The sequence below is a fragment of the Haliscomenobacter sp. genome, assembly GCF_965225875.1.
GTDB lineage: Bacteria > Bacteroidota > Bacteroidia > Chitinophagales > Saprospiraceae > Haliscomenobacter.
Window position 1 is genome coordinate 201,160 of sequence record NZ_CBDDBS010000001.1, and the last position, 19,821, is coordinate 220,980.

Here is a 19,821-nt window from a genome sequence, read left to right on the forward strand (position 1 = left end):
AAAAAAGCAAAAGCGAATAACAAAAAGCAAAGGGAGGTCCTTTTTACTTCTCATTATTCGCTTTTCGCCAATCAACTATTCAGTTTTCACTTTTCACTACTTCGCTGGATACAAGACCGCCGTGGCCCGATTCGGCCCACCAAAAATAATCTTGGCTACATTTTGAATGTCTTGAGCTGTAAGCGCCGCCAGGTATTTGTCGAAATTGAGCATTCGCTGGGGATCAGTTTTAAAGATCTGGATGTTGTTCAATTCACTCAGCCAATAACCGTTGGTTTTGACCTTTTCCCTGTTTTGCTCCATCCATTGTGTTTTGATCTTGGCCAGGTCTTCCTCTTTGGGGCCATTGGTTTTGATTTGTTCAATTTCCGCCAAGGCTGCTGCAATGAGTTTGTCCACATTTTCCGGGCCACAAGGGAAGGTCAAGGAAGCATTAAAGTTTTCAAAAGGTAGCTTGTTGATCGAACAACTCATATTGCCCCCATAAATACCGCTCATTTCTTCCCGCATTTTTTCAATCACCCGAATGTTGAGGATTTCGGCCAGTGCGTCTGCCTGAAAATCCAGATCGGGCGTGTAGGCCACCTCGCCTTGCCATGCAATCAGCACCTCGCTTTTGGCCTCAGCACCACGGTATACCTTGAGTTCCTGCACTCCGGCAATGTTGCGCATGCCATTGTCTTTCCAATTGCGCTCCTTGCCGCTGACAGGTAAGGCTCCCAGGTATTGGGCAATCAAGGGTTTCATTTTGGCCTCGTCCAGACTGCCTACAAAAATGAAGTGTTGCCCCGTAGCATCGCCAATACATTCCTTATAAATGGCCATGGCCCTATCGAGATTGACCTTTTCATAATCGTTGGGTTTGGGGAGGCCAAATTGCCAGGGGCTATTGTTCGTCATCCAAGTACCGACTGTATCGTAAAAGGCAAACTGGGGGTTCGAACTCATCATGGCCCACTGTGATTTTTGTTTGGCTTTGTAGCCAGCAAAAAGGGCTTCATCACGCCGGGGAGCAGTGGCGTACAGGTAAACCATTTGTAGTGCGGTCTCAAAATCTTTGACACTGCTACTTCCTGAAAAACCGGCACTCAGGTTGCCAATTGAAGGACGGGCATTGGCGATTTTACCTGCGTTGATTTTGCGCACATCACTAGGTGTAAAACTCGACAACCCCATTTCAGCAACTATCCCCGTAATTAAGGAAGCATTGCGCAAATCTTCCACTGGGTAGTTGTTGACGCCCCCAAATCGAGCAGAGCGGAACTGGATTTCGTCGTTTTTAAAATCGGTGGTTTTTAAGGTGACTTTTACACCATTGCTTAGGGTTAACTCCGTAATACCTAGGGCTGGGTTGGAACTTTCTTTGGTAATTTTTCCACCGCTGGGTGGCGCGGACATCAGGCTACTAGCCAGGGCTTTTTCTTCATAGGGTTTGACTACCTGTTTACTGGCTTTGGTGTACATCGCCAATAGTTGAGCTTCGGTTGGCAGGGTGTGGTTGCCTTTTTCCGGCCCGGTCAGCAAAATGAATTTGTGGCCATCCATTTTGAAGCCGCTAAAAAGTTTGTTGACGTCCTCCACCGTGGCTTTTTGCAAAAAATCCTGGTGGTATTTCAACTCCAGTTCAATGCCCGGGGAAGGTTCCTTTTCCAGAAAGTGGCTGAGGTATTCTTGCACGAAGTCTTCGGATTCGGTTTTGTCCTTTTCTTTTGCAAAACTCTCCATTGAGTTGAGCATACTTTTTTTGGCACGTTCAAATTCGGTAGGTAAAAAGCCATATTTTCGGGCTTGTTCCAACACCCCGAATGCCGCCGTCAGCGCAGTATCGATGCCTACCTTGCCGATGCCGCAGGAAAGGGTGAAACTTTTGTAACCCCGGGCCATGCCCCCATTAAATGCACTCGCACCGAGGAACGGTGGTTTAGCGGTTTGGGACGCCTCCCGGAAGCGGGCGCTCATCATGCTGGTCAACAAACGCCCTAAAATGTACTGGTGATAAGCGCCCAGGGTGTTGGCATCTGCGCTCTTAATGTTGTCGTAATAAATTTGCAGACTGTAATTGGTAGCCTCTTTGTCGCTGACCACCCGAACTTCGGTTTTGCTCCGGGCAGGCACCGGGGTAGCAACCCGGGGAACAATGGTAGCAGGATTGGGAATGGCCTCAAAGTGCTTTTTGATCAACGCCAAAGTAGCAGCCGGATCAACATCCCCAACCACAATTACCGCCATCAAATTGGGTCGGTACCAAGTGGTGTAAAAACGTTTGATGGTTTCAGGCTTGGCGTTTTTGATGATTTCATCCTTGCCAATGGGTAGGCGACTGGCGTATTTGGAACCAGCAAAAAGTTGAGTGCGGTATTTGGCGAACATGCGGTCCCATGCCCCTTTGCCTAGCCGGGATTCTTCCAAAACAACCCCACGTTCTTTGTCAATTTCAGCCGGGTCGTAAGTACAATTGTGCGCCCAGTCTTCCAGTACTTGCAAGCCCTTTTCCAAATTGCCGGGGTCTTCCAGGGGCACAGGCAACATGTAAACCGTTTCGTCGAAAGAGGTGTAGGCGTTCAAATCGGCACCAAAACGGATGCCCATTTTTTCCAAAAAACCAACCAATTCGTTTTTGGGGAAATTTTTGGTTCCATTGAAGGCCATGTGTTCACAAAAGTGGGCCAAACCGAGTTGGGTGTCATCTTCCTGTAGCGAACCCGCATTGATGGCCAGCCGGAGTTCGACCTTTTTTTCGGGCTTGGCATTTTTGCGGATGTAGTAGGTCAGCCCGTTTTTGAGCTTTCCGGTTTGTACTGCGGGATCTAGTGGTAAGCGATCAGTTGGTGCAGTTTGAGCCTGGTTGCTGAGGGTGTAAGCCAGCAATACGGCGAGGAGGAATAAACGTTTCATATAGGTACGAGGTTTTTTACGCATTACAGTGTATAGATGCGCCTGGGCATTACAGTGGCGTATGTATATTGCTCTAACAAAACGTTTTCTACAAAATCAATATTGCTTTGTTTTAAATCAAATAAGCATTTTCTTTATTCCAAAGTAATGATTTTCAACTCTACTTTTCGATTGAGTTTTTTGATGGTCTCGTCGGTACTTTCGCCAAAGCCTTTGAGGGCTATTCTATTGACTGGGTAGCCTTTATCTACCAGGTAAAGGGCGATTTTTTTGGCCCTTTTTTCCGACAATTCAAAGTTGTAGCCATTGTTGCCAATGTCGTCGGCATAGCCGTCTATTTCAATGCGTTGTACTTCTTTACCCGCAATGGTCGCGATAAATGCATCCAGTTTGTCTTGTTCATTCATCTCCATTTCATCGCTGTCAAACTTGAATAAAAAGCTCTTATTGTAACGTTGGGATTTGCGCACTTTCATGGTGGTTGCAGTAGTGTCACTGCTCCCGTTGTTGTTGTTCTTGGTTTTGGGAACATCGGCTGGTTTTACATACACCGGTTGCAGGCGAAGTTCAAGGGAATAAAAACGTTTGTTGTCCCAAACCGGAATGTTGAAATTACGGCTATAGGGCAGGTATCCATTTACGCTGGCTTCCGTATGCAAAAGGGAGACGGAGGGCAGGCAAATAAAAAACCTTCCGTCCGGGTCGGTTTGAATGGATTCCCGATCGGTGATTTTGACAACGGTTTGTATCGGTTTTTCTGAAACTGAATCTTTTACAAACCCCTCCACAAAAGTCATCGGTTCACTGTACAAAGGCTCTTTGAACTGTACCTGATAGATGTCCATCCCTCCAAAACCCTCGGGTCGATTGGAAGCAAAATAACCGGTACGTCCATCTGCAGACAAGTAGAAACAGCGCTCCGTAAATGGAGAATTAATCTCCGGGCCTAGGTTGGTAGGCAATTCCCAAACACCTTTTGAGTTCAAAAAACTCATAAAAATATCCTGATCGCCAAGGCTCAAGTGGCCCGTAGAAGTAAAAAACAAGGTGCGGCCATCATTGGAAATAAAAGGAGACTCTTCATCCTGGGCAGTGTTGATGTTGGGCCCCATGTTCATCGGGGGGCTCCAGTTGCCATCCAGCATCTTTTTGCTGTACCAAATGTCGGCACCACCCAGGCCACCTTCACGGATACTCGAAAAATAAAGGGTGCGGCCATCACAACTAATCGCCGCCTGTGATTCCCATTTTTCTGAGTTGGGATGACCTAAAATGGGTTTCACTTCCTTGATTTCGTGGCCCTCGATTTGGGCTTCCCAAATGTCACACACTCCGATCACATCCTCCCGTTTGCAGGCGGTAAAAAACATCCGCCGCCCGTCGCGTACGAGGGTGCTCATGCCCTCGTCCAATTTGGTGTTGAAGGTATTGCCCACATTCTCGCCTCTGCGCCAGCCATTCACTTCGTGAATACTGTAGTACAAATCCTCATCGCGGCCGGTGGCGCTCATGCGGGTATAAAAGAGAAGAGATTGGTCATTGGTTAAGCAGGGGAAATATTGGTCGTGTTTATCATTGATGTTGGACCCCAGATTGTAGACGCTTACATCTTTGAGCAACACATTGGTATCTTGGGAAACGGTACAGGCTCGAATGTTGTTGGGTAATTTTTCGAGGTAGCCTGCCTCCAGCGTTTGTTCATGCAAACCATTGGCCGTAAAAGAAAGGTCTTCGAGCAATTGCAGGCGTTGAAACTGCTGAAAATAGGTTACTGCCCGCATTTTTTGCCCCAGTTTGTAATACAATTGGCCAATTTCATAATAAACCGCCCGCGAAAATTTGGGGCTTAGTTCTACCACTTTGAGGTAGGCATTTAGCGCCTGTTGGTAGTCGCCCATCTGCTCATATGCGGCCCCCATTCCACGCCGGGCGGCGTGCAAACTGTCACTGATAACCAGTGCCTGTTTGTACAGTTTGATCGCCTTGTTGTATTTTTTTTCAGTAAAAGCTATGTCGCCTTCTTTGGTGAATTGAGCAGCCATCACCAGGTTTTGCCCGGAAAGTTCGATGCCGGCAAACCAACAAAAGCCGAGGAGGAGTAGAAGTTTACGCATAATATGGATAGGTTTTGGGGACGAACAAAATTACGGGGTTCCAGGGTTCCAGAACTTGGGTTCAAAGCTTGAAACTATGGAGTCCTGGAACCCTGGGTTCCTTTTAAAATGACCCCTGGTTTTTTTCCAGTCAGTTGTCCTGATGCTATAACGGCAATTCCATTGACAAAAACGTATTCCATACCCGTAGAATAGGCATGGGGTTGATCATAAGTTGCCGGAGCACTGATTTTATTGGGATCAAAAATCAAAATATCGGCAGCTTTGCCGGGGCGCAGTTGGCCACGATCAGTCAAATTGAAACGAGTTGCTGGTAGTACGGTCATTTTACGGATGGCTTCTTCCAGGGCCATGAGTTTTTGCTCCCGAACGTAGGCACCCAATACCCGGGCATTGGTGCCGTAAGCGCGAGGGTGCAACATGCTGCGGCCAAAACTGGCTACCCCTGCGTCCGAAGCAATCATACAGTAAGGAAATTGCATGATTTTTTTGACGTCCTCCTCCCCCATTTTGTGGAATACCATTTGAACGCGAGGGCCACGGGAGCAGAGTTTGAGTACGGTTTCTATCTCATCGTCCAGCTTGTAGGTTTCGCCTTTTTGCTTTTGGGTGACTTGGGGGATGGATTTTCCATTCAGGGTGGTATCCCAGGGGCAATTGGCGATTACGGCAAAGCTGTAGTTTTCAGCTCCACTTTCGGCCAACATTTTTTTCATTTCGGCGACTATTGCCGCTTTTGTTTTGGGATTGGCAAGGCGGATTTTAAGTGAATCATTGCCCCCACCCAAGGCCCAATCGGGGATTTGGGTACTCAAAGTAGTACTACTGGCAGTATAGGGATATTGATCCACCATGACATCAATTCCTGCGCTGCGGTATTCGTACAATTTGTTAATCAGGGCCTCACTTTTTCCCCAGGAGGCTTTGCCCGCTACCTTGAGGTGAGATATTTCAACCGGTATTTTGGCTTCCTTGCCAATCGTGACGGCTTCTTCAACCGCCTCAAACACCCGGTGATCCTCATAGCGAATGTGTGAAGCGTAGATGCCTTTGTATTGTGCTGCAATTTTGGCCAAAGCGACAATTTCATCCGTTTTGGCAAAGGTGCCGGGGATGTAAATCAAACCTGTGGACAGGCCCAAAGCTCCATCTTTCATCGCTTTGGTCATCAATTCCTGCATTTGGGTTAGCTCTTTGGCACTAGGTGCACGATTGACCGAGCCCATCACTTCGCTGCGGATGGTGTTGTGCCCCGCCAGTGTGCCAACATTGGCCGCGATGCCGAGTTTTTCCAATTCCTGAAAAAAGGCATTTAGGTCTTTGGCCGAATTGCCACAATTACCTGTAACCAGGGAGGTAACCCCGTCGAAAAGGAAATTGGCCGCACTGGGATTGCTTTGGATGCTGCCTTCGATATGGGTATGAACATCGATAAAGCCTGGACAGACGATTTTTCCGGTAGCATCGATAATCTGTGTAGCAGTTGCTCCGCCCAAACCACCCATGGCGGCGATTTTTCCGTCGCGCACCCCAATATCGATCTTGACCCGCGGCTGGCCCGTGCCATCTATCAACAGGCCGTTTCTGATGAGCACATCAAAGTTTACCTGCGCGGACAGCACATGTACCAGCATAAGGCTGGAGAAGATGCATAGTAGTTGTTTCATAGTGTTCCAGTCTGATACACCGGCCATTTCGCTCGGAGGACTTGAATTGCCCCAGGCTTCAGCCTGGGGTCACCGGAACATCCTCGGATTTGGGCTTTAGCCCTGGCTTGAAAATCAAGACTTGGGCTAAAGCCCATCAAAAGGGGCAGTCCCGTTCCACGCGCTAAAGCACGTGGCAATTCATGTCCTTCGAGCATAATGTCCAGTAGTGTGGTCTAAAATACACTTTCAGACTGGAAAATTAGCAGATTTTTTTGGAATCAGCGTGACCAACGTACACCCAAATAAAATTCTCGTCCATGAATGGGGCTAAATGCATAGGCCGTGTCAAAGTAATTGCTAAAACCCGGCTGGGTTTGTGGGTCGTTGAATCCTACTAGTGGGGAATAGACCTGGCGGTAGTCAAACAGGTTTTGCACCCCGGTGAATACATCCAGTTTCCCCTTGGCGAGGCTTTTGATCAGCTGGAGATTGTGCACCGAAAAAATAGGGGAACGAGTAGGCCGGGGTGTCGGGTAGGGTTGCCCGCTTGGATCCAAATCAAACACTTCTGGCAGCGCCATGTTACCCGTCCAATTGGCGGTATAGGCCAAGGTAATGCCTGCTTTTTTGAAACGGTAATTGACCACTGATAAAGCGGTCCAGGCAGGAGCGAAGGGAATGGCCCGGGTTTCAAAATTGCCATTTTCGATGGCATCATACTGGGTACTGCGCAAAAAACTCGCTCCCAGTGTGTAGCTCAAGGGAAAACGAAATTGCTGCTGCAAAGAAATATTGATGCCGCGGGTTTGGGCATAACCATCGGTATTGGCGTAAATGATTTTCCCAGGAGTGTCGTAACTGGGAATAATTTTGTTGAGAAAATGGGTAAAAAAGGCGTCGATGTCCAGTGAGCCCTGACTTTCACCCAAGGTGAAAATATGGTTGTAGTTGATGGAAAAGTTATAGGAGCGCTCGGGGTTCAGGTCTTCAGTGATCACAACCTCTCGTTGTCCGGTGACAAATGCGTGATCCTCGGTGAATAAATTGACTAGCCGGAAGCCAGTACCTGCATTCAGGCGCCAGGTAGTCCAATCGCCCGTTTTGTATTTCAAATTGAGCCGGGGGGAAAAGATAGGGCCATTGCCTTTGTACAAATCCAAACGAGAGCCCAGCAACAAGGTCATTTTAGGTTGAATGGTCCATTCATCCTGGACGAATACGCCAGGAATGTATTGCAGGTCGGCACCATTTGGCGTGGCCACGGTATTGTCGTCGTAGCGTTGCAGGGCGATTGGTCAAGCCCAGGAGCAGGTCGTGTTTGTTCAATTTTGGGTTCCAGATGAGGTTGGTAAAACCCACTTGCTGCTCTGCTTCGTACAAATCAGCACCGTAATAACTGTTTTGATTGTGGTTGTTAAAGGCAAAGTCGATCCACATGCGGGTGGGTGTGGCCAAATCGTAAGTGCCAAACACTTCGGCACGTTGGGTGTAAATGCTTTCACCATAATAATAGTCGCTGCCCCGAATCTCACGGTAAGCCCGGTTTTTCAAAAAAGCTTCTACCCCATTGCGGCGATCCTCGTAGTACAATTTGCCAAAAATATTGAAGCGCCGCTTTTCTGGCCGATCCATCGACCATTTGCTGAATACCGTGTAGCGATCCATGTGGATGCGGTCGCTGAATCCATCGGCATTTTCATCCGAAAAGGAATTGCTGTAAGCCCAATCCAATCCCCAGTAGGTATTCCACTTGCCTACTTTGGGAGCGAAGCTCAAGGTTCCGTAGGACTCACCGTGGGTGGTCAACATGGTGCTCAGGCCTAGTTTAGGCTGGCGCGCAGGATCTTTGGTAATGACATTGATGACTCCGGCCACCGCTTCGGAGCCATAAAGAGTGGAATTGGGCCCTTTGATCACTTCAATCCGTTCGATAAAAGTAGATGGAATACCATTCAGTCCATAAACCGCCGATAAGTTGCCGTACAAAGGGGTACCATCAATCAACACCGCAGTGTAGGCTCCTGGCAAACCATTGATACTGAAACTATTGGTAAAACAAACCCCACAAGCCACTGTTTCTTGCACCCCGTTGATCATTTTGATGCTTTCGGTGAGGTTGGTAGGGGCACTGTTGCGCAGCAAAAACTGATGGGTGATCACGTCTATTTTGACCGGCGAATCCTTGATGAAGGTTTCTTTCATCGCTCCAGTCACTACTACTTCCTGCAAACCCAGTATATCTTCTTGCATTTCGATGCTGCCCAGGTCAAGTGAGGCTTCCTGTACCTCAATCGAGCGAGAAAAAACCTGATAACCCAGGGCAGAGATCTGGAGTTCATACTGTCCCTTTGCCATATTTTCGATTACAAAGGAACCATCGTCAGCGCTGATGGCACCCCAGGCAGTGCCTTTGATCTGTACATGGGCATAAGGCAATGGGTTATTTTCGTGCAGGATTTTGCCTTGCAAACGAGCCGTTTGGCTTATAACAAATCCTGGAAACAGCAACAAAAAAAGGAATATGTAGCGAGCCAGCATAGATTGAGTGATTTTGGGAAAATACGCCGCTAAGGTAAGCAGAAATTTTTATTTAGGCAAGTCTAAATAAAAATTTCGTATCATCTTTTTATTTAGACCCCAACAATGCACTAATTTTGATTTTCGGAATTAGTACAGGACAGCACAGGAAGGTTTTTTGCATCAAAATTCGTAACCTTGCATCACTGTTTTTTTATTACTCTTCTTACTTTTACTACTACACATTTTTTTCTACTACTACTTACCACATAAATACTAGGAAGGCTCTAAGCAGTCTCTCTGACTTGTATCACACATGTCACTCATCGCTATGCAAACCTTAGTCATTTCAATATAAAAACCCTTCAACTTTAAACTATAAGCACTATGCACAGAAGAGAATTTATCCAAACGGCCTCGGTAGCAGCTGGAGGTGTATTGGCAGCACCCAACCTGACAGGCATGTCCCATTTAGGGGCAAAAAAACGCATTGCCATGGTCGGTACCGGAGGCCGGGGCACCGGATTTTGGGGCAAAACCGTATTGGATAACTACGGGGATATGGTTGAATTTGTCGGATTGTGCGACATCAACCCCGGACGGGTCGAAGCCGCCAAAAAGTACATCGGTGCCACTTGCCCAACCTACACCGACTTTGAAGAAATGATGCGCGCCCAAAAACCGGATGTGCTCATCGTTACCACGGTGGATGCGACCCACCACGAGTTCATCATCAAGGGTTTGGAAATGGGTTCCGACGTGATCTCTGAAAAACCCATGACCACCGATGAAATCAAATGCCAGGCCATTCTGGATGCGGAGCGCCGCACTGGGCGTAAAGTCACCATCGGCTTCAACTACCGTTACGGACCTCACATGACCAAAATTAAGGAGCTCTTGATGCAGGACCGGGTAGGCAAACTGGTGTCCGTCGATTTCAACTGGTTCCTCAACGTGTACCACGGCTCGGATTATTTCCGTCGCTGGCATGGCATCAAGTCGCGGAGTGGCTCGCTGTGGGTGCACAAGGCTACACACCACTTTGACTTGTTGAACTGGTGGATCAATTCAGAGCCGGTTGCAGTAACCGCCTTCGGCAGCCTGGATCACTACGGGGCCAACAATTCCTTCCGAGGCATCAAGTGCCGCACTTGCAAGCACAAAGACAAGTGTAAGTTTTATTACGATGTCACCAAAGACAAATACTACACGGCGTTGTACACCGACAACGAATCACACGACGGCTATTTCCGTGACGGTTGTGTATGGCGCTCCGAAATTGACATTTATGACAAGATGTCGGCGCAAATCCAATACGCCAACGGGGTGCTGGTCAACTACTCGCTGACCACCTATTCACCTTACGAAGGCTGGCGCATTGCGTTCAACGGCTTCAACGGCCGTCTGGATTCCTGGCAAGATATCCCTTATCAGCACGGGGTTTTTGAAAGTGTTGATCAGGCCAATCGCCATGCCCAGGAAATGGCCCAAAACAACAACGAAGTACCCACCGAATACGAGGAAATCATCGTGATGGACAATTTTGCGCGCAAACACGAGTCGGTCAAAGTACCCAAGTTCAAAGGTGGCCACGGCGGCGGCGACAAACGGATGCACGACATGATTTTCCGCGATCCGAATATGGCCGATCCGTTTGGTTTGAAGGCGGGAACTCGCGATGGTGCGATGTCTTGCCTGATCGGGATTGCGGCTCGGAAGAGCATTGAACAAAACCGGAAGGTGAGCATTGCGGAGTTGACGGATTTGAAGCCGATGGCGGTGCGGGGGAAGGCGTCGTAGGGTGTTTGCTTGTATCAGTTCAAAAGCGACATGGTAGCAGCGCTGGTGACACGGAAGGCGGATGAACAAGGATTTTATCCCGCCTGCGGCGTGATTGAAGGAGCCGCAAATGACACAAATTTTCACAAATTGGACACTCACTTCGTTCGTCTCTTAGCTCAATAGCGCAAACGAAGTTTGTGCTTAAATTTGTGAAAATTTGTGTCATTTGTGGCTAAAAACTTTTGCCGCAGGCAAAAGAAAATCCGTGTAAATCCGCTTGATCCGTTTCATCCGCGTTGCTATTGATGTCGCTTTAGCACATCAATTTTCCCAAGAAAGTATCTTACCTTTGCCCCCCGAACAAAATTACCTACAGCGCATGTCCAAGTCATTTTTCCGCTTGCAGAGCTTTTCCAAGCTTTTCACTACGATCTCCTTACTCCTCATTCTTCCCTTTTTCCTCAGTGCCCAAGTCAGTTCCGCCAAGCCTTGGGCTTACTGGTGGTGGATGGGCAGTGCCGTCAACAAAGCCGACATTAAAAAAAACCTCGAAGATTTTTCGGCAGCCGGTTTTGGGGGCTTGCACATCATTCCCATTTACGGCGTGAAGGGCGAAGAAGCCAATTTTATCCCCTACCTCAGTCCGCAGTGGTTGGCCATGTTGGATTACACTTGTACTGAAGCCAAACGACTGGGCCTGGGCATCGACATGACCCTGGGCACTGGCTGGCCTTTTGGGGGCGCACAAGTCAAACCCCAAGATGCCGCACAAGCCTTTCAGGTGCAACGCATGGATGTAAAAGCAAATGAAAAAATCACCCAATTGCCAGCTGTCCCTGAAAAATGGAAAAACGCTAAACTCATAGCAGTATCGGCCTATTCTCACAGCGCTTTTATCCAAAAACTGGACATCAGTAAAGGCATCAGTTGGGAATACCCACGGGAAAGCGACCTTTATGCACTGTACCAGTTGCCCACTGGCCAAAAAGTTAAACGGGCCGCCCCGGGTGCCGAAGGTTGGGTGCTCGACCACTTCAACGCGACGGCTATCAAAACCTACTTTCAAACCTTTGCCCAGGTGTTTATGGCTAAAAACTACGGGGTGCGGGCATTTTACAATGATTCATACGAAGTTTACGGGGCCAACTGGACCAGCACTTTTGTGCAAAAATTCCAACAACTGCGCGGTTATGACCTGCTCACCCACCTGGATGTACTGGCACAAGATACCGCCATCACCGATAGAGAAAAACGGGTCTGGGCCGACTACCATGAGACCATTTCCGACGTTTTGCTGGAAGACTTCACCAAACCCCTGATGGCACTGGGCAAACAGTTTGGCAAAATTGTGCGCAATGAAGCCCATGGGGCCCCGGCCAACCTGCTCGACCTCTACGCCGCTTCCGACGTGCCCGAAACCGAGTTTTTTGGCAGCAAACCTTATGGCATTCCTGGTTACCGCGTTGACCCAGATTATGAAGTCAACCGTTTTGGCGAACCTGATGCTTTTGTGATCAAGTGGGCGGCCTCAGCAGCACACGTAGCCGGGCGCAAAATGGTATCCTGTGAAACAGCTACCTGGTTGGGCAACCACTTCAAAGTAGCCCTCTCACAAGTCAAACCAATTGTGGACGAATGTTTGGTATCCGGCGTCAATCATATTTTTTACCACGGGGTGCCTTATTCTCCACCCGCCGCAGAGTTCCCCGGCTGGTTGTTTTACGCCTCTACCAATTTTAACCAACAAAGTCATTTCTGGCCATTTTTGCCCCAACTGAACGCCTACATCGAGCGCAGCCAAAGCCGTTTGCAAGCGGCCAAACCGGACAACGATGTGCTGCTCTATTTCCCCATTTACGATGTGTGGCATGCGGCCGGGCGCAAGGGCAAAACCCACCCGATGGAGGTTCACTCAATGGTGCATGACATAAAAGACAGTCCTTTTGGGCGAACTTCCGCCTGGATGAGTGCCCAAGGCCTGGCCTATGATTTTGTTTCCGATCGGCAAATTCAGGGATTGAAGGTTGAAAATGGCGTTCTGGTTTCCACGGGTGGTGCGCGGTACAAGTCGCTGGTTTTGCCCATAACCGAATTTATTCCCCTGGCCACAATCCAGGCTTTAGTTCGGCTCAAACAGGCTGGAGCCTCAATCCTGTTTGAAGCCAGATTGCCTCGTACGGTGAATGGCTGGAATAATTTGGAAGAGCGGCGCAAAGCTATGCAGGCCTTGATGTCGAATTTCCAAGTCACCCTGGTTCGGGATTTGGGGGCGGCACTCAGCAAGGCTGGCGTACGTCGGGAATTTCTGGCTGAAAAGGGATTGTCCTTTATCCGCAAAAAGACTGACAAAGGCACTCTGTACTTCATCAGCAACTTATCTGGGCGGTTTAAAGAAGGCCGGGTTCGTTTGGCGAGTAATGCCAAAATGCTGAAATTATATGACCCTTTAAGCCAACAAAGCGGTTGGGAAGGATTCAGAACCTTGGGTCCAAATAACATTGAAACCTTTTTGCAACTGGCCCCTGGTTCTAGCATTTTCATCGAGGCGCTGGATAAGGCGGATACTACCCTTACCCGTTGGCCGCTGCCATTTGAAGAAGCCGATGTGAAAGATTTCACCGGCCCCTGGAAAGTGGAGTTTTTGAGCGGCAAACCCTTCGTACCCAAGGGCTATCAAGCCGACACCCTGGCTTCCTGGACCGAGGCTCCAGATACTCTGGCACAGTATTTCAGTGGAACCGGGCGTTACAGCTTGAGCTTTTCCTTGCCCGAATTTCAGGTTGGAAAACCAGCGCGCCTGGACCTGGGTGATGTGCGAGAAATGGCGAAGGTGAGCATCAATGGCCGCGACCTGGGTTCGGTTTGGAGCTTGCCTTTTGTACTCAATGTACCAGAGGGAGTTTTGCAAAAAGAGAATACCATCCAGATCGAGGTGACCAATCTTTCGGCCAATCGGGTGCGCTACCTGGATCGGCAAAAAACGCCTTGGAAAAAATTCTACGACATCAATATTGTGGACATCCGCTACCAACCTTTTGACGCTTCCAGCTGGGCACCAGTACCTTCGGGGCTGAAAGGGCCGGTAAAATTGATGTTCCAACGTTTGTAAAGAGTTCAGCATCATGGCAAATACTGAAGAAATCGCTTTTGTACTCTACCTCATTAAAGGCAATGAGGTAGAGTACCAACGCCGGCACGACGAAATCTGGCCAGAATTATCAGCGGCAATCAAAGAGGCCGGGATTTTGGACTACCAAATCTTTCTGGAGCCCCGTACCGGACACCTTTTTGCTTACCAAAAGCGCCGTATTGATCACAGCGTAGACCTGTTGCCGGGCCTGCCGATCATGCGCAAATGGTGGGATTATATGGCAGATATCATGGAGGTGAATGCAGATAACTCGCCAGTGGTGCAGCCCTTGGAAAGGGTCTTCCAATTTTTAGCGGATTGAGCACCCTTTTGAGGTTGGGTCATCATAAAAACCCGTGGTCATTATTGAGTATTTATTTGAAATTCGTAAGAATTGGATTGAAAATCATTACTCCATAGTGTAAGGAAGGCTTATATTTGCACCTGTTTAAAAAACCACTTAAACATTTGCAAATCAGCACCTTCAATACACTACAAATGAAACTCAAAAGCGCCTTTTCTCTGGTTATCCTTTTGATTGTTTTTACCAAATCGAGATGCCTTGGGCAATCTGTAGATAGCACCGCCATCATAAGCAGTTTTTCTGGAACGATTGGGATCACCAACAATGGCTTCTCAATCGTTCCAACCTTTTCTTTAAATAGCCCAGCAGTCATCATGAATCTCTACTTTCAGAAGAAGCGATTCAGTTTTGACCCGGATATTCGCCTGGTACCCGATGCCAGCAAAGGTGGTTTGATCTTTTGGCTGCGCTACAAACTTATTGACACTAAAAAATTCACTTTTAGGGTCGAGACTCATCCTGCTTTTAGCCTTATTCGAAAAGAAGTCATTGACAAAGGTGTTCAAACTGAAATCACCGAAATGCTGCGTTTTGTGGCTTTTGAGGCTGTACCTAATTTTCATATTACTCCGAATTGGAGTGTCGGAGCAGTTTATTTGAATGGCAACGGCTTGCAAAATCACGGGCCACAAACCACCCATGTATTATTTTTAAACACCAGCATCAGCAACATCAAGATAGGTGGCAATTTTAGATTCCAATTTATTCCTACGGTCTATTTCCTAAACGTTGATGGCTCCACAGGGAATTATTTTACTGCAACAGGGATCATCACAAAGCAACATTTCCCGTTTAGTCTGCAAGGCACCATCAATCAAACGTTTACATCAAACATTGCCGGTAATCGGGATTTTATGTGGAATGTGATGGCGGCATACCGGTTCAGTAAAACCTACAAACGGCTCTAGGTAGTGGGGCAAAAATAAGTGATCATTTTTCCTGAGCCAGAGGATTAGATAAGATACTTGAAATGAAACGTTTACTTATCTAATCCTCTGGCAAAATGATCACTTATTTTTTGATAGCCCCTAAGCAGGATAGTCAACGAGCAAAATCAAGCACCTGCTCATACATTTCGGCCCAGCCAGCCCAACCATCTTCGGCATAAAACGAGCTGTTGTGCCAGAGCAGGCAGAATGGCCCGCCCATTCGTTTTACTTCCTGGTACAACTCTTTAAGGCGAGAGTAAGCTTCTTCAGGGGTCAACCCCAGGTATTGTTGCAGGGTTACATCCATGGCCACAAATGGATGTATCATCAGGCTTGTGCAAGCTTCACGCTCCAGATCATACCAGGGGAAAGGCATTGCACTGCCCGCACGGAATCCCGTATCGTCGGCATAGCCCATCGAATAATCCGCCTGAATACCCGCTGCAATCAAGCGGCGGTAAGTCTCCGGCAAGTGCAATTTGAGAAAATGCTGGCGGCTATGGGTGATGGCTTGATCTGCTATTTTTTCCAAACGTTGTTTTTCCATAGTCAACCGCTCGGGCTCACTATTGGATAAGTAGGATGGATGAATGCCCAACGGATAACGTGCCGCCAAATCCCGAATCAAAGTTTGCTGGGCGGGCAGACTGGGGGATGGATTGGTGTCGTAGGTTGCAGCATCGCCCATTAATAGGAAAAATCGGGGAGAGAGGCCATATTTTTCATGCCATTTGTGCAGTTGTACAAAAGTGTAAAAGGGATCATTTTCGGGGTTTTTAAGCGACCGCCTGCGGTCTCGCCAACGCTGTTTTTTACCCAAAAGCAAATCTTTCAGGCTGCCTCCCCATTGCTTCCACCAGGGTCGATAACAAAAAGCCCAGGGCATATCCACATCATAGGTGGGGGCAAAGGAATAGGGCAGCGATGGGGGTGGAAAGTCAGGGGATTTTTGCTGAAAAACTTCCAGTAGAGCATTCAACCAATGCTGTACCACTGCCATTTGTAAAAAGCCTTCCCGCTTGGCAAAACTTTGCGCCGCACTAAAGCGACCATGTTGATCAGCCGCAAAAGGCAAGTACTCTTCATAACGACTCAGGAGGTAAAAACTACTGGCCAAAGGATCAGCGGGCAAATGCCCGGCATTTTTTTCTTCAAAACTCAACCAGGGGCAACCTTCGACCCAATTTACCTGTACAGGGAAGTGTTGCAGACTGGTTTGAAACAGCAAAGTTTCCGGAATGACCCACAATTCTTCGGGATCCAGTGAAACTTTGCTGTAATTTATCTTGGCTCCAGTAGATCGGAGGTAGGTGTTTTTATCGTAAGTAATGGTATAGGGATGGGAAGACAAGTGCTCAAAAAAAACCTTGAGTACGTAGTCCAGGCGAGGGGAAGGATTGGTGCTAAAAATGGTGATCTGCATACGGAAATTTGTCTTTTTTGGAAAAATCCAGCATAGAGTGTACACTTTTTTCCAAAAAATCGTACATTTAAATCAAAGGCGGAGCAAACATTTTGCTCCTGGTTTGTTTAAAGATAATTCCTTCTTGGCGAATATAACCTTAAGAAAATGAAAAACATCAACATACGCTACATAAGCCTGGGGCTGGCCTTGATTTTGCCACTTTTGGCAAGCGCCCAACAGACACTTTCCCTGGGCCAAAACAACTACCAAAGCCGCAAAGGCGTGGTTTACAACAAGGAATTTGCCTTCAACTTCAAACCACACACCAATGGTATAGCTGCGGGTGTCCAGTTTGGCAACATCCGGGCTTACAACCGTACCTCCTATTGGGGCATTGAGTTGGGTGAACTCAAACACGTCCGCGAAACCCGCCAGAACAAAAGCAATCAAATCGCGGCACTGGAAGGTGCATTCCGGGGCTTTGTGTATGGCAAACAAAATAACTTCTATGCGCTGCGCGCTACTTTTGGCGAAAAGCGCTACCTCTCTGAAAAAGCACGCCGCAAAGGTTTGGCCCTCGGCCTTGATTATTCCGCGGGGGCCAGTTTGGGGATTCTGAAGCCTTATTATTTGCTGCTGCGCTATGTACCTGAAGATTTTAACCGCAATTTCCGCAGTGAAAAATATTCTGCCGAGAACGAAACCCGCTTCCTCGACATCAACAGCATTTACGGTGCAGATGGTTTTTCGAAGGGTTTGGGAGAATCTCGTTTCCTGCCCGGCGGTCACGCCAAAGTTGCGCTGCACTTCGACTGGGGCGCTTTTGATGAATTTGTCAAAGCTTTTGAAGTAGGCATCATGGCCGATTTTTACTTCCAAAAGGTGCCCATTATGATTGAAACAGAGACAGCGCCCAATGTAAAGAATCAGCCTCTGTTCTTGAATTTGTTCCTGAACGTGCAATTGGGTAAGCGGTCGTAGCACTCAGCTTTAAGCCATTAGGGGAGCTGAAAGTTTCCGATTTTGTCAGCTATTTATCAGTGAACTGCAAAATGCTCATCCATTTTTGCCAGCTATTGCTTAGCTTTCAACTTTGTGAAACCAGACAGCTTTAGTATGAAAAATCAACTATGGTTGGCATTATTGGGCTTAGTGCTCATGACGCCAAAACTATGGTCGCAGGCCGCAGCCGTGCAGACCGACGTGCTCAAACAATTACAGGAGATCGCAATTGTTGATCAAAAAGTAATGATGCCCATGCGCGATGGCATCCGCCTCGCCACCGATATCTTCCGCCCCAAAGGCGACAAAAAAGTACCCGTCATTTTTTCCAAAACACCCTACAACTTCAACTCCTGGGGTGATGGCGAACAACGCAATGGCACTTACCAATCCGCATTGGAGGCCGTAAAACGGGGTTATGCTTATGTCGTACAAAACGAACGTGGCCGCTACTTCTCCGAAGGCGATTGGGATATCCTCGGGCCACCCACCACCGATGGGTACGACGCAGTAGATTGGCTCTCCAAACAAAGCTGGTGCAATGGAAAAGTTGCGCCAATTGGGTGCTCATCAACAGCTGAATGGCAAATGGCGGTGGTAGGATTGAATCACCCAGCCTTGACAACCTTCATTCCCCAAAGTTTTGGTGCAGGGGTTGGTCGGGTTGGTAAATTTTATGAGCAAGGCAACTGGTACCGCGGTGGAGCCGGGCAAATGTTGTTTACAGCCTGGCTTTACGGGGTACAAAACGATGTGATTCGTCCGATGTTTCCCAAAGACGCTACTCAGGAGCAATTGATCCGCGCTTCCCGTTCCTTTGACCTCGATCCTGAGCGAGCTCGGATTGACTGGAGCAAAGGCCTGGCACACCTCCCCATCCAGGACATCATCAAAAATGCCAATGGCCCGGTGGGGGTTTATGAAAAAATGATTCGCCGCAAACCGAATGACCCGGACTGGTACAAGGGTGGGCTTTACCACGACAATATGCCAATTGAGCGCCCGGGATTCTGGTTTGTTTCCTGGTACGATGTGTCGAGCAGCCCCAACATCGCCCTGTACAATCACGTCCGCGCTACCGCCAAAGACCCCAATGTGCGCAACAATCAGTACCTGGTTATTGCCCCTGTGCTCCACTGCTCCTACAAGCGGGCCACCGAAAACACCATCGTGGGTGAGCGCAGCGTAGGTGATGCGCGCCTGAATTACGATGATTTGACCTATGGTTGGTTTGATTATTGGTTGAAAGGAGAACAGAATGGCATCTTGACCAAAACACCCAAAGTCCAGTATTACACGATGGGCTTGAACAAGTGGCAATCTTCCGAAGTGTGGCCACCCGCTACCGCCCAAATGACCACCTATTTCCTCAACAGTGGAGGCAAAGCCAATAGTTTGTACGGCGATGGTAAATTGAGTACAACTGCTCCGGCCAAAGATACTCCCGATGCCTTTGCCTATGATCCCCAGAATCCCGTTCCATCCTACGGCGGTAACGTATGCTGTACGGGCAATGCTGTGCAGGGTGGCGCTTTTGACCAACAAAAAATGGAAACCCGCAACGATATCCTGGTGTACACGACCGAACCCTTGGCGGAAGGAGTAGAGGTGAGTGGCTTTATTGAAACGACGCTCTACGTTTCTTCCGATGTCAAAGACACCGATTTCACCATCAAATTGATCGATGTATATCCCGATGGCAAAGCCTATAACCTGGATGAAACCATTCAACGGGTGCGCTACCGCGAGGGTTATGAGAAGGAGGTGTTTATGGAGAAAGGTAAGGTGTACAAGCTCGAATTGAGCGCTATGTCGACCAGCAACTTTTTCGAAAAGGGGCACCGCATCCGCATTGAAATTTCCAGCAGCAACTTCCCGCGTTTTGACCGGAACATGAATACCGGTGGGAACAATTGGGATGAAGCGGTGGGCGTAGTGGCGCACAACAATGTGCACCATTCGGCGCAGTATCCTTCGCAAGTGAGGTTGCCTATTGTGAAGAAGAGTTCGGTATCGATGTCGGAGAAGTAAGCC

General features: G+C 48.2%; 12 protein-coding genes. 6 read left to right on the forward strand and 6 right to left on the reverse strand.

Annotated features, from left to right (window positions below):
- Positions 1–96: 96 nt before the first annotated feature.
- The 5 genes from ACO08K_RS00765 to ACO08K_RS00785 form a co-directional block, all read right to left on the reverse strand.
- On the reverse strand, positions 97–2,895 hold the full coding sequence (locus ACO08K_RS00765; RefSeq protein WP_421794474.1) for a M16 family metallopeptidase: 2,799 nt from the start codon (positions 2,893–2,895) through the stop codon (positions 97–99).
- 134 nt (positions 2,896–3,029) lie between these two features.
- On the reverse strand, positions 3,030–5,009 hold the full coding sequence (locus tag ACO08K_RS00770; protein ID WP_421794475.1) for an OmpA family protein: 1,980 nt from the start codon (positions 5,007–5,009) through the stop codon (positions 3,030–3,032).
- 74 nt (positions 5,010–5,083) lie between these two features.
- Positions 5,084–6,676, reverse strand: coding sequence for an N-acyl-D-amino-acid deacylase family protein (locus ACO08K_RS00775; RefSeq protein ID WP_421794476.1), 1,593 nt, complete (start codon positions 6,674–6,676; stop codon positions 5,084–5,086).
- A gap of 260 nt (positions 6,677–6,936) precedes the next feature.
- Positions 6,937–7,920 carry a TonB-dependent receptor plug domain-containing protein gene (locus tag ACO08K_RS00780; protein WP_421794477.1) on the reverse strand — a complete coding sequence of 328 codons (984 nt, stop codon included), beginning with the start codon at positions 7,918–7,920 and terminating at the stop codon, positions 6,937–6,939.
- A complete protein-coding gene (locus tag ACO08K_RS00785) occupies positions 7,862–9,196 on the reverse strand; it encodes a TonB-dependent receptor (protein WP_421794478.1) in 1,335 nt (444 codons plus the stop codon). Before ACO08K_RS00785 ends, ACO08K_RS00780 begins: the two co-directional genes overlap by 59 nt.
- Before the next feature lie 366 nt (positions 9,197–9,562).
- Between ACO08K_RS00785 and ACO08K_RS00790 the strand changes: the two genes are divergently transcribed.
- The 4 genes from ACO08K_RS00790 to ACO08K_RS00805 all read left to right on the forward strand — a co-directional run bounded on the left by ACO08K_RS00790 (position 9,563) and on the right by ACO08K_RS00805 (position 15,359).
- A complete protein-coding gene (locus ACO08K_RS00790; RefSeq protein WP_421794479.1) occupies positions 9,563–10,975 on the forward strand; it encodes a Gfo/Idh/MocA family oxidoreductase in 1,413 nt (470 codons plus the stop codon).
- A gap of 361 nt (positions 10,976–11,336) precedes the next feature.
- Positions 11,337–14,066 carry a glycosyl hydrolase gene (locus ACO08K_RS00795; protein ID WP_421794480.1) on the forward strand — a complete coding sequence of 910 codons (2,730 nt, stop codon included), beginning with the start codon at positions 11,337–11,339 and terminating at the stop codon, positions 14,064–14,066.
- Positions 14,067–14,079: 13 nt separating this feature from the next.
- Positions 14,080–14,409: an L-rhamnose mutarotase gene (locus ACO08K_RS00800; RefSeq protein WP_421794481.1), complete on the forward strand. Its 330-nt coding sequence runs from the start codon at positions 14,080–14,082 to the stop codon at positions 14,407–14,409.
- Between the two features lie 176 nt (positions 14,410–14,585).
- Positions 14,586–15,359: a hypothetical protein gene (locus ACO08K_RS00805; protein ID WP_421794482.1), complete on the forward strand. Its 774-nt coding sequence runs from the start codon at positions 14,586–14,588 to the stop codon at positions 15,357–15,359.
- A gap of 133 nt (positions 15,360–15,492) precedes the next feature.
- Here ACO08K_RS00805 and ACO08K_RS00810 read toward each other — a convergent pair whose 3' ends face one another.
- Positions 15,493–16,803, reverse strand: a complete 1,311-nt coding sequence (locus tag ACO08K_RS00810) for a polysaccharide deacetylase family protein (protein ID WP_421794483.1) — start codon at positions 16,801–16,803, stop codon at positions 15,493–15,495.
- A gap of 147 nt (positions 16,804–16,950) precedes the next feature.
- Between ACO08K_RS00810 and ACO08K_RS00815 the strand changes: the two genes are divergently transcribed.
- Positions 16,951–17,766, forward strand: a complete 816-nt coding sequence (locus ACO08K_RS00815; RefSeq protein WP_421794484.1) for a hypothetical protein — start codon at positions 16,951–16,953, stop codon at positions 17,764–17,766.
- A 135-nt stretch (positions 17,767–17,901) separates the two neighbouring features.
- A complete protein-coding gene (locus tag ACO08K_RS00820) occupies positions 17,902–19,818 on the forward strand; it encodes a CocE/NonD family hydrolase (RefSeq protein ID WP_421794485.1) in 1,917 nt (638 codons plus the stop codon).
- The last annotated feature ends 3 nt before the right edge of the window (positions 19,819–19,821 follow it).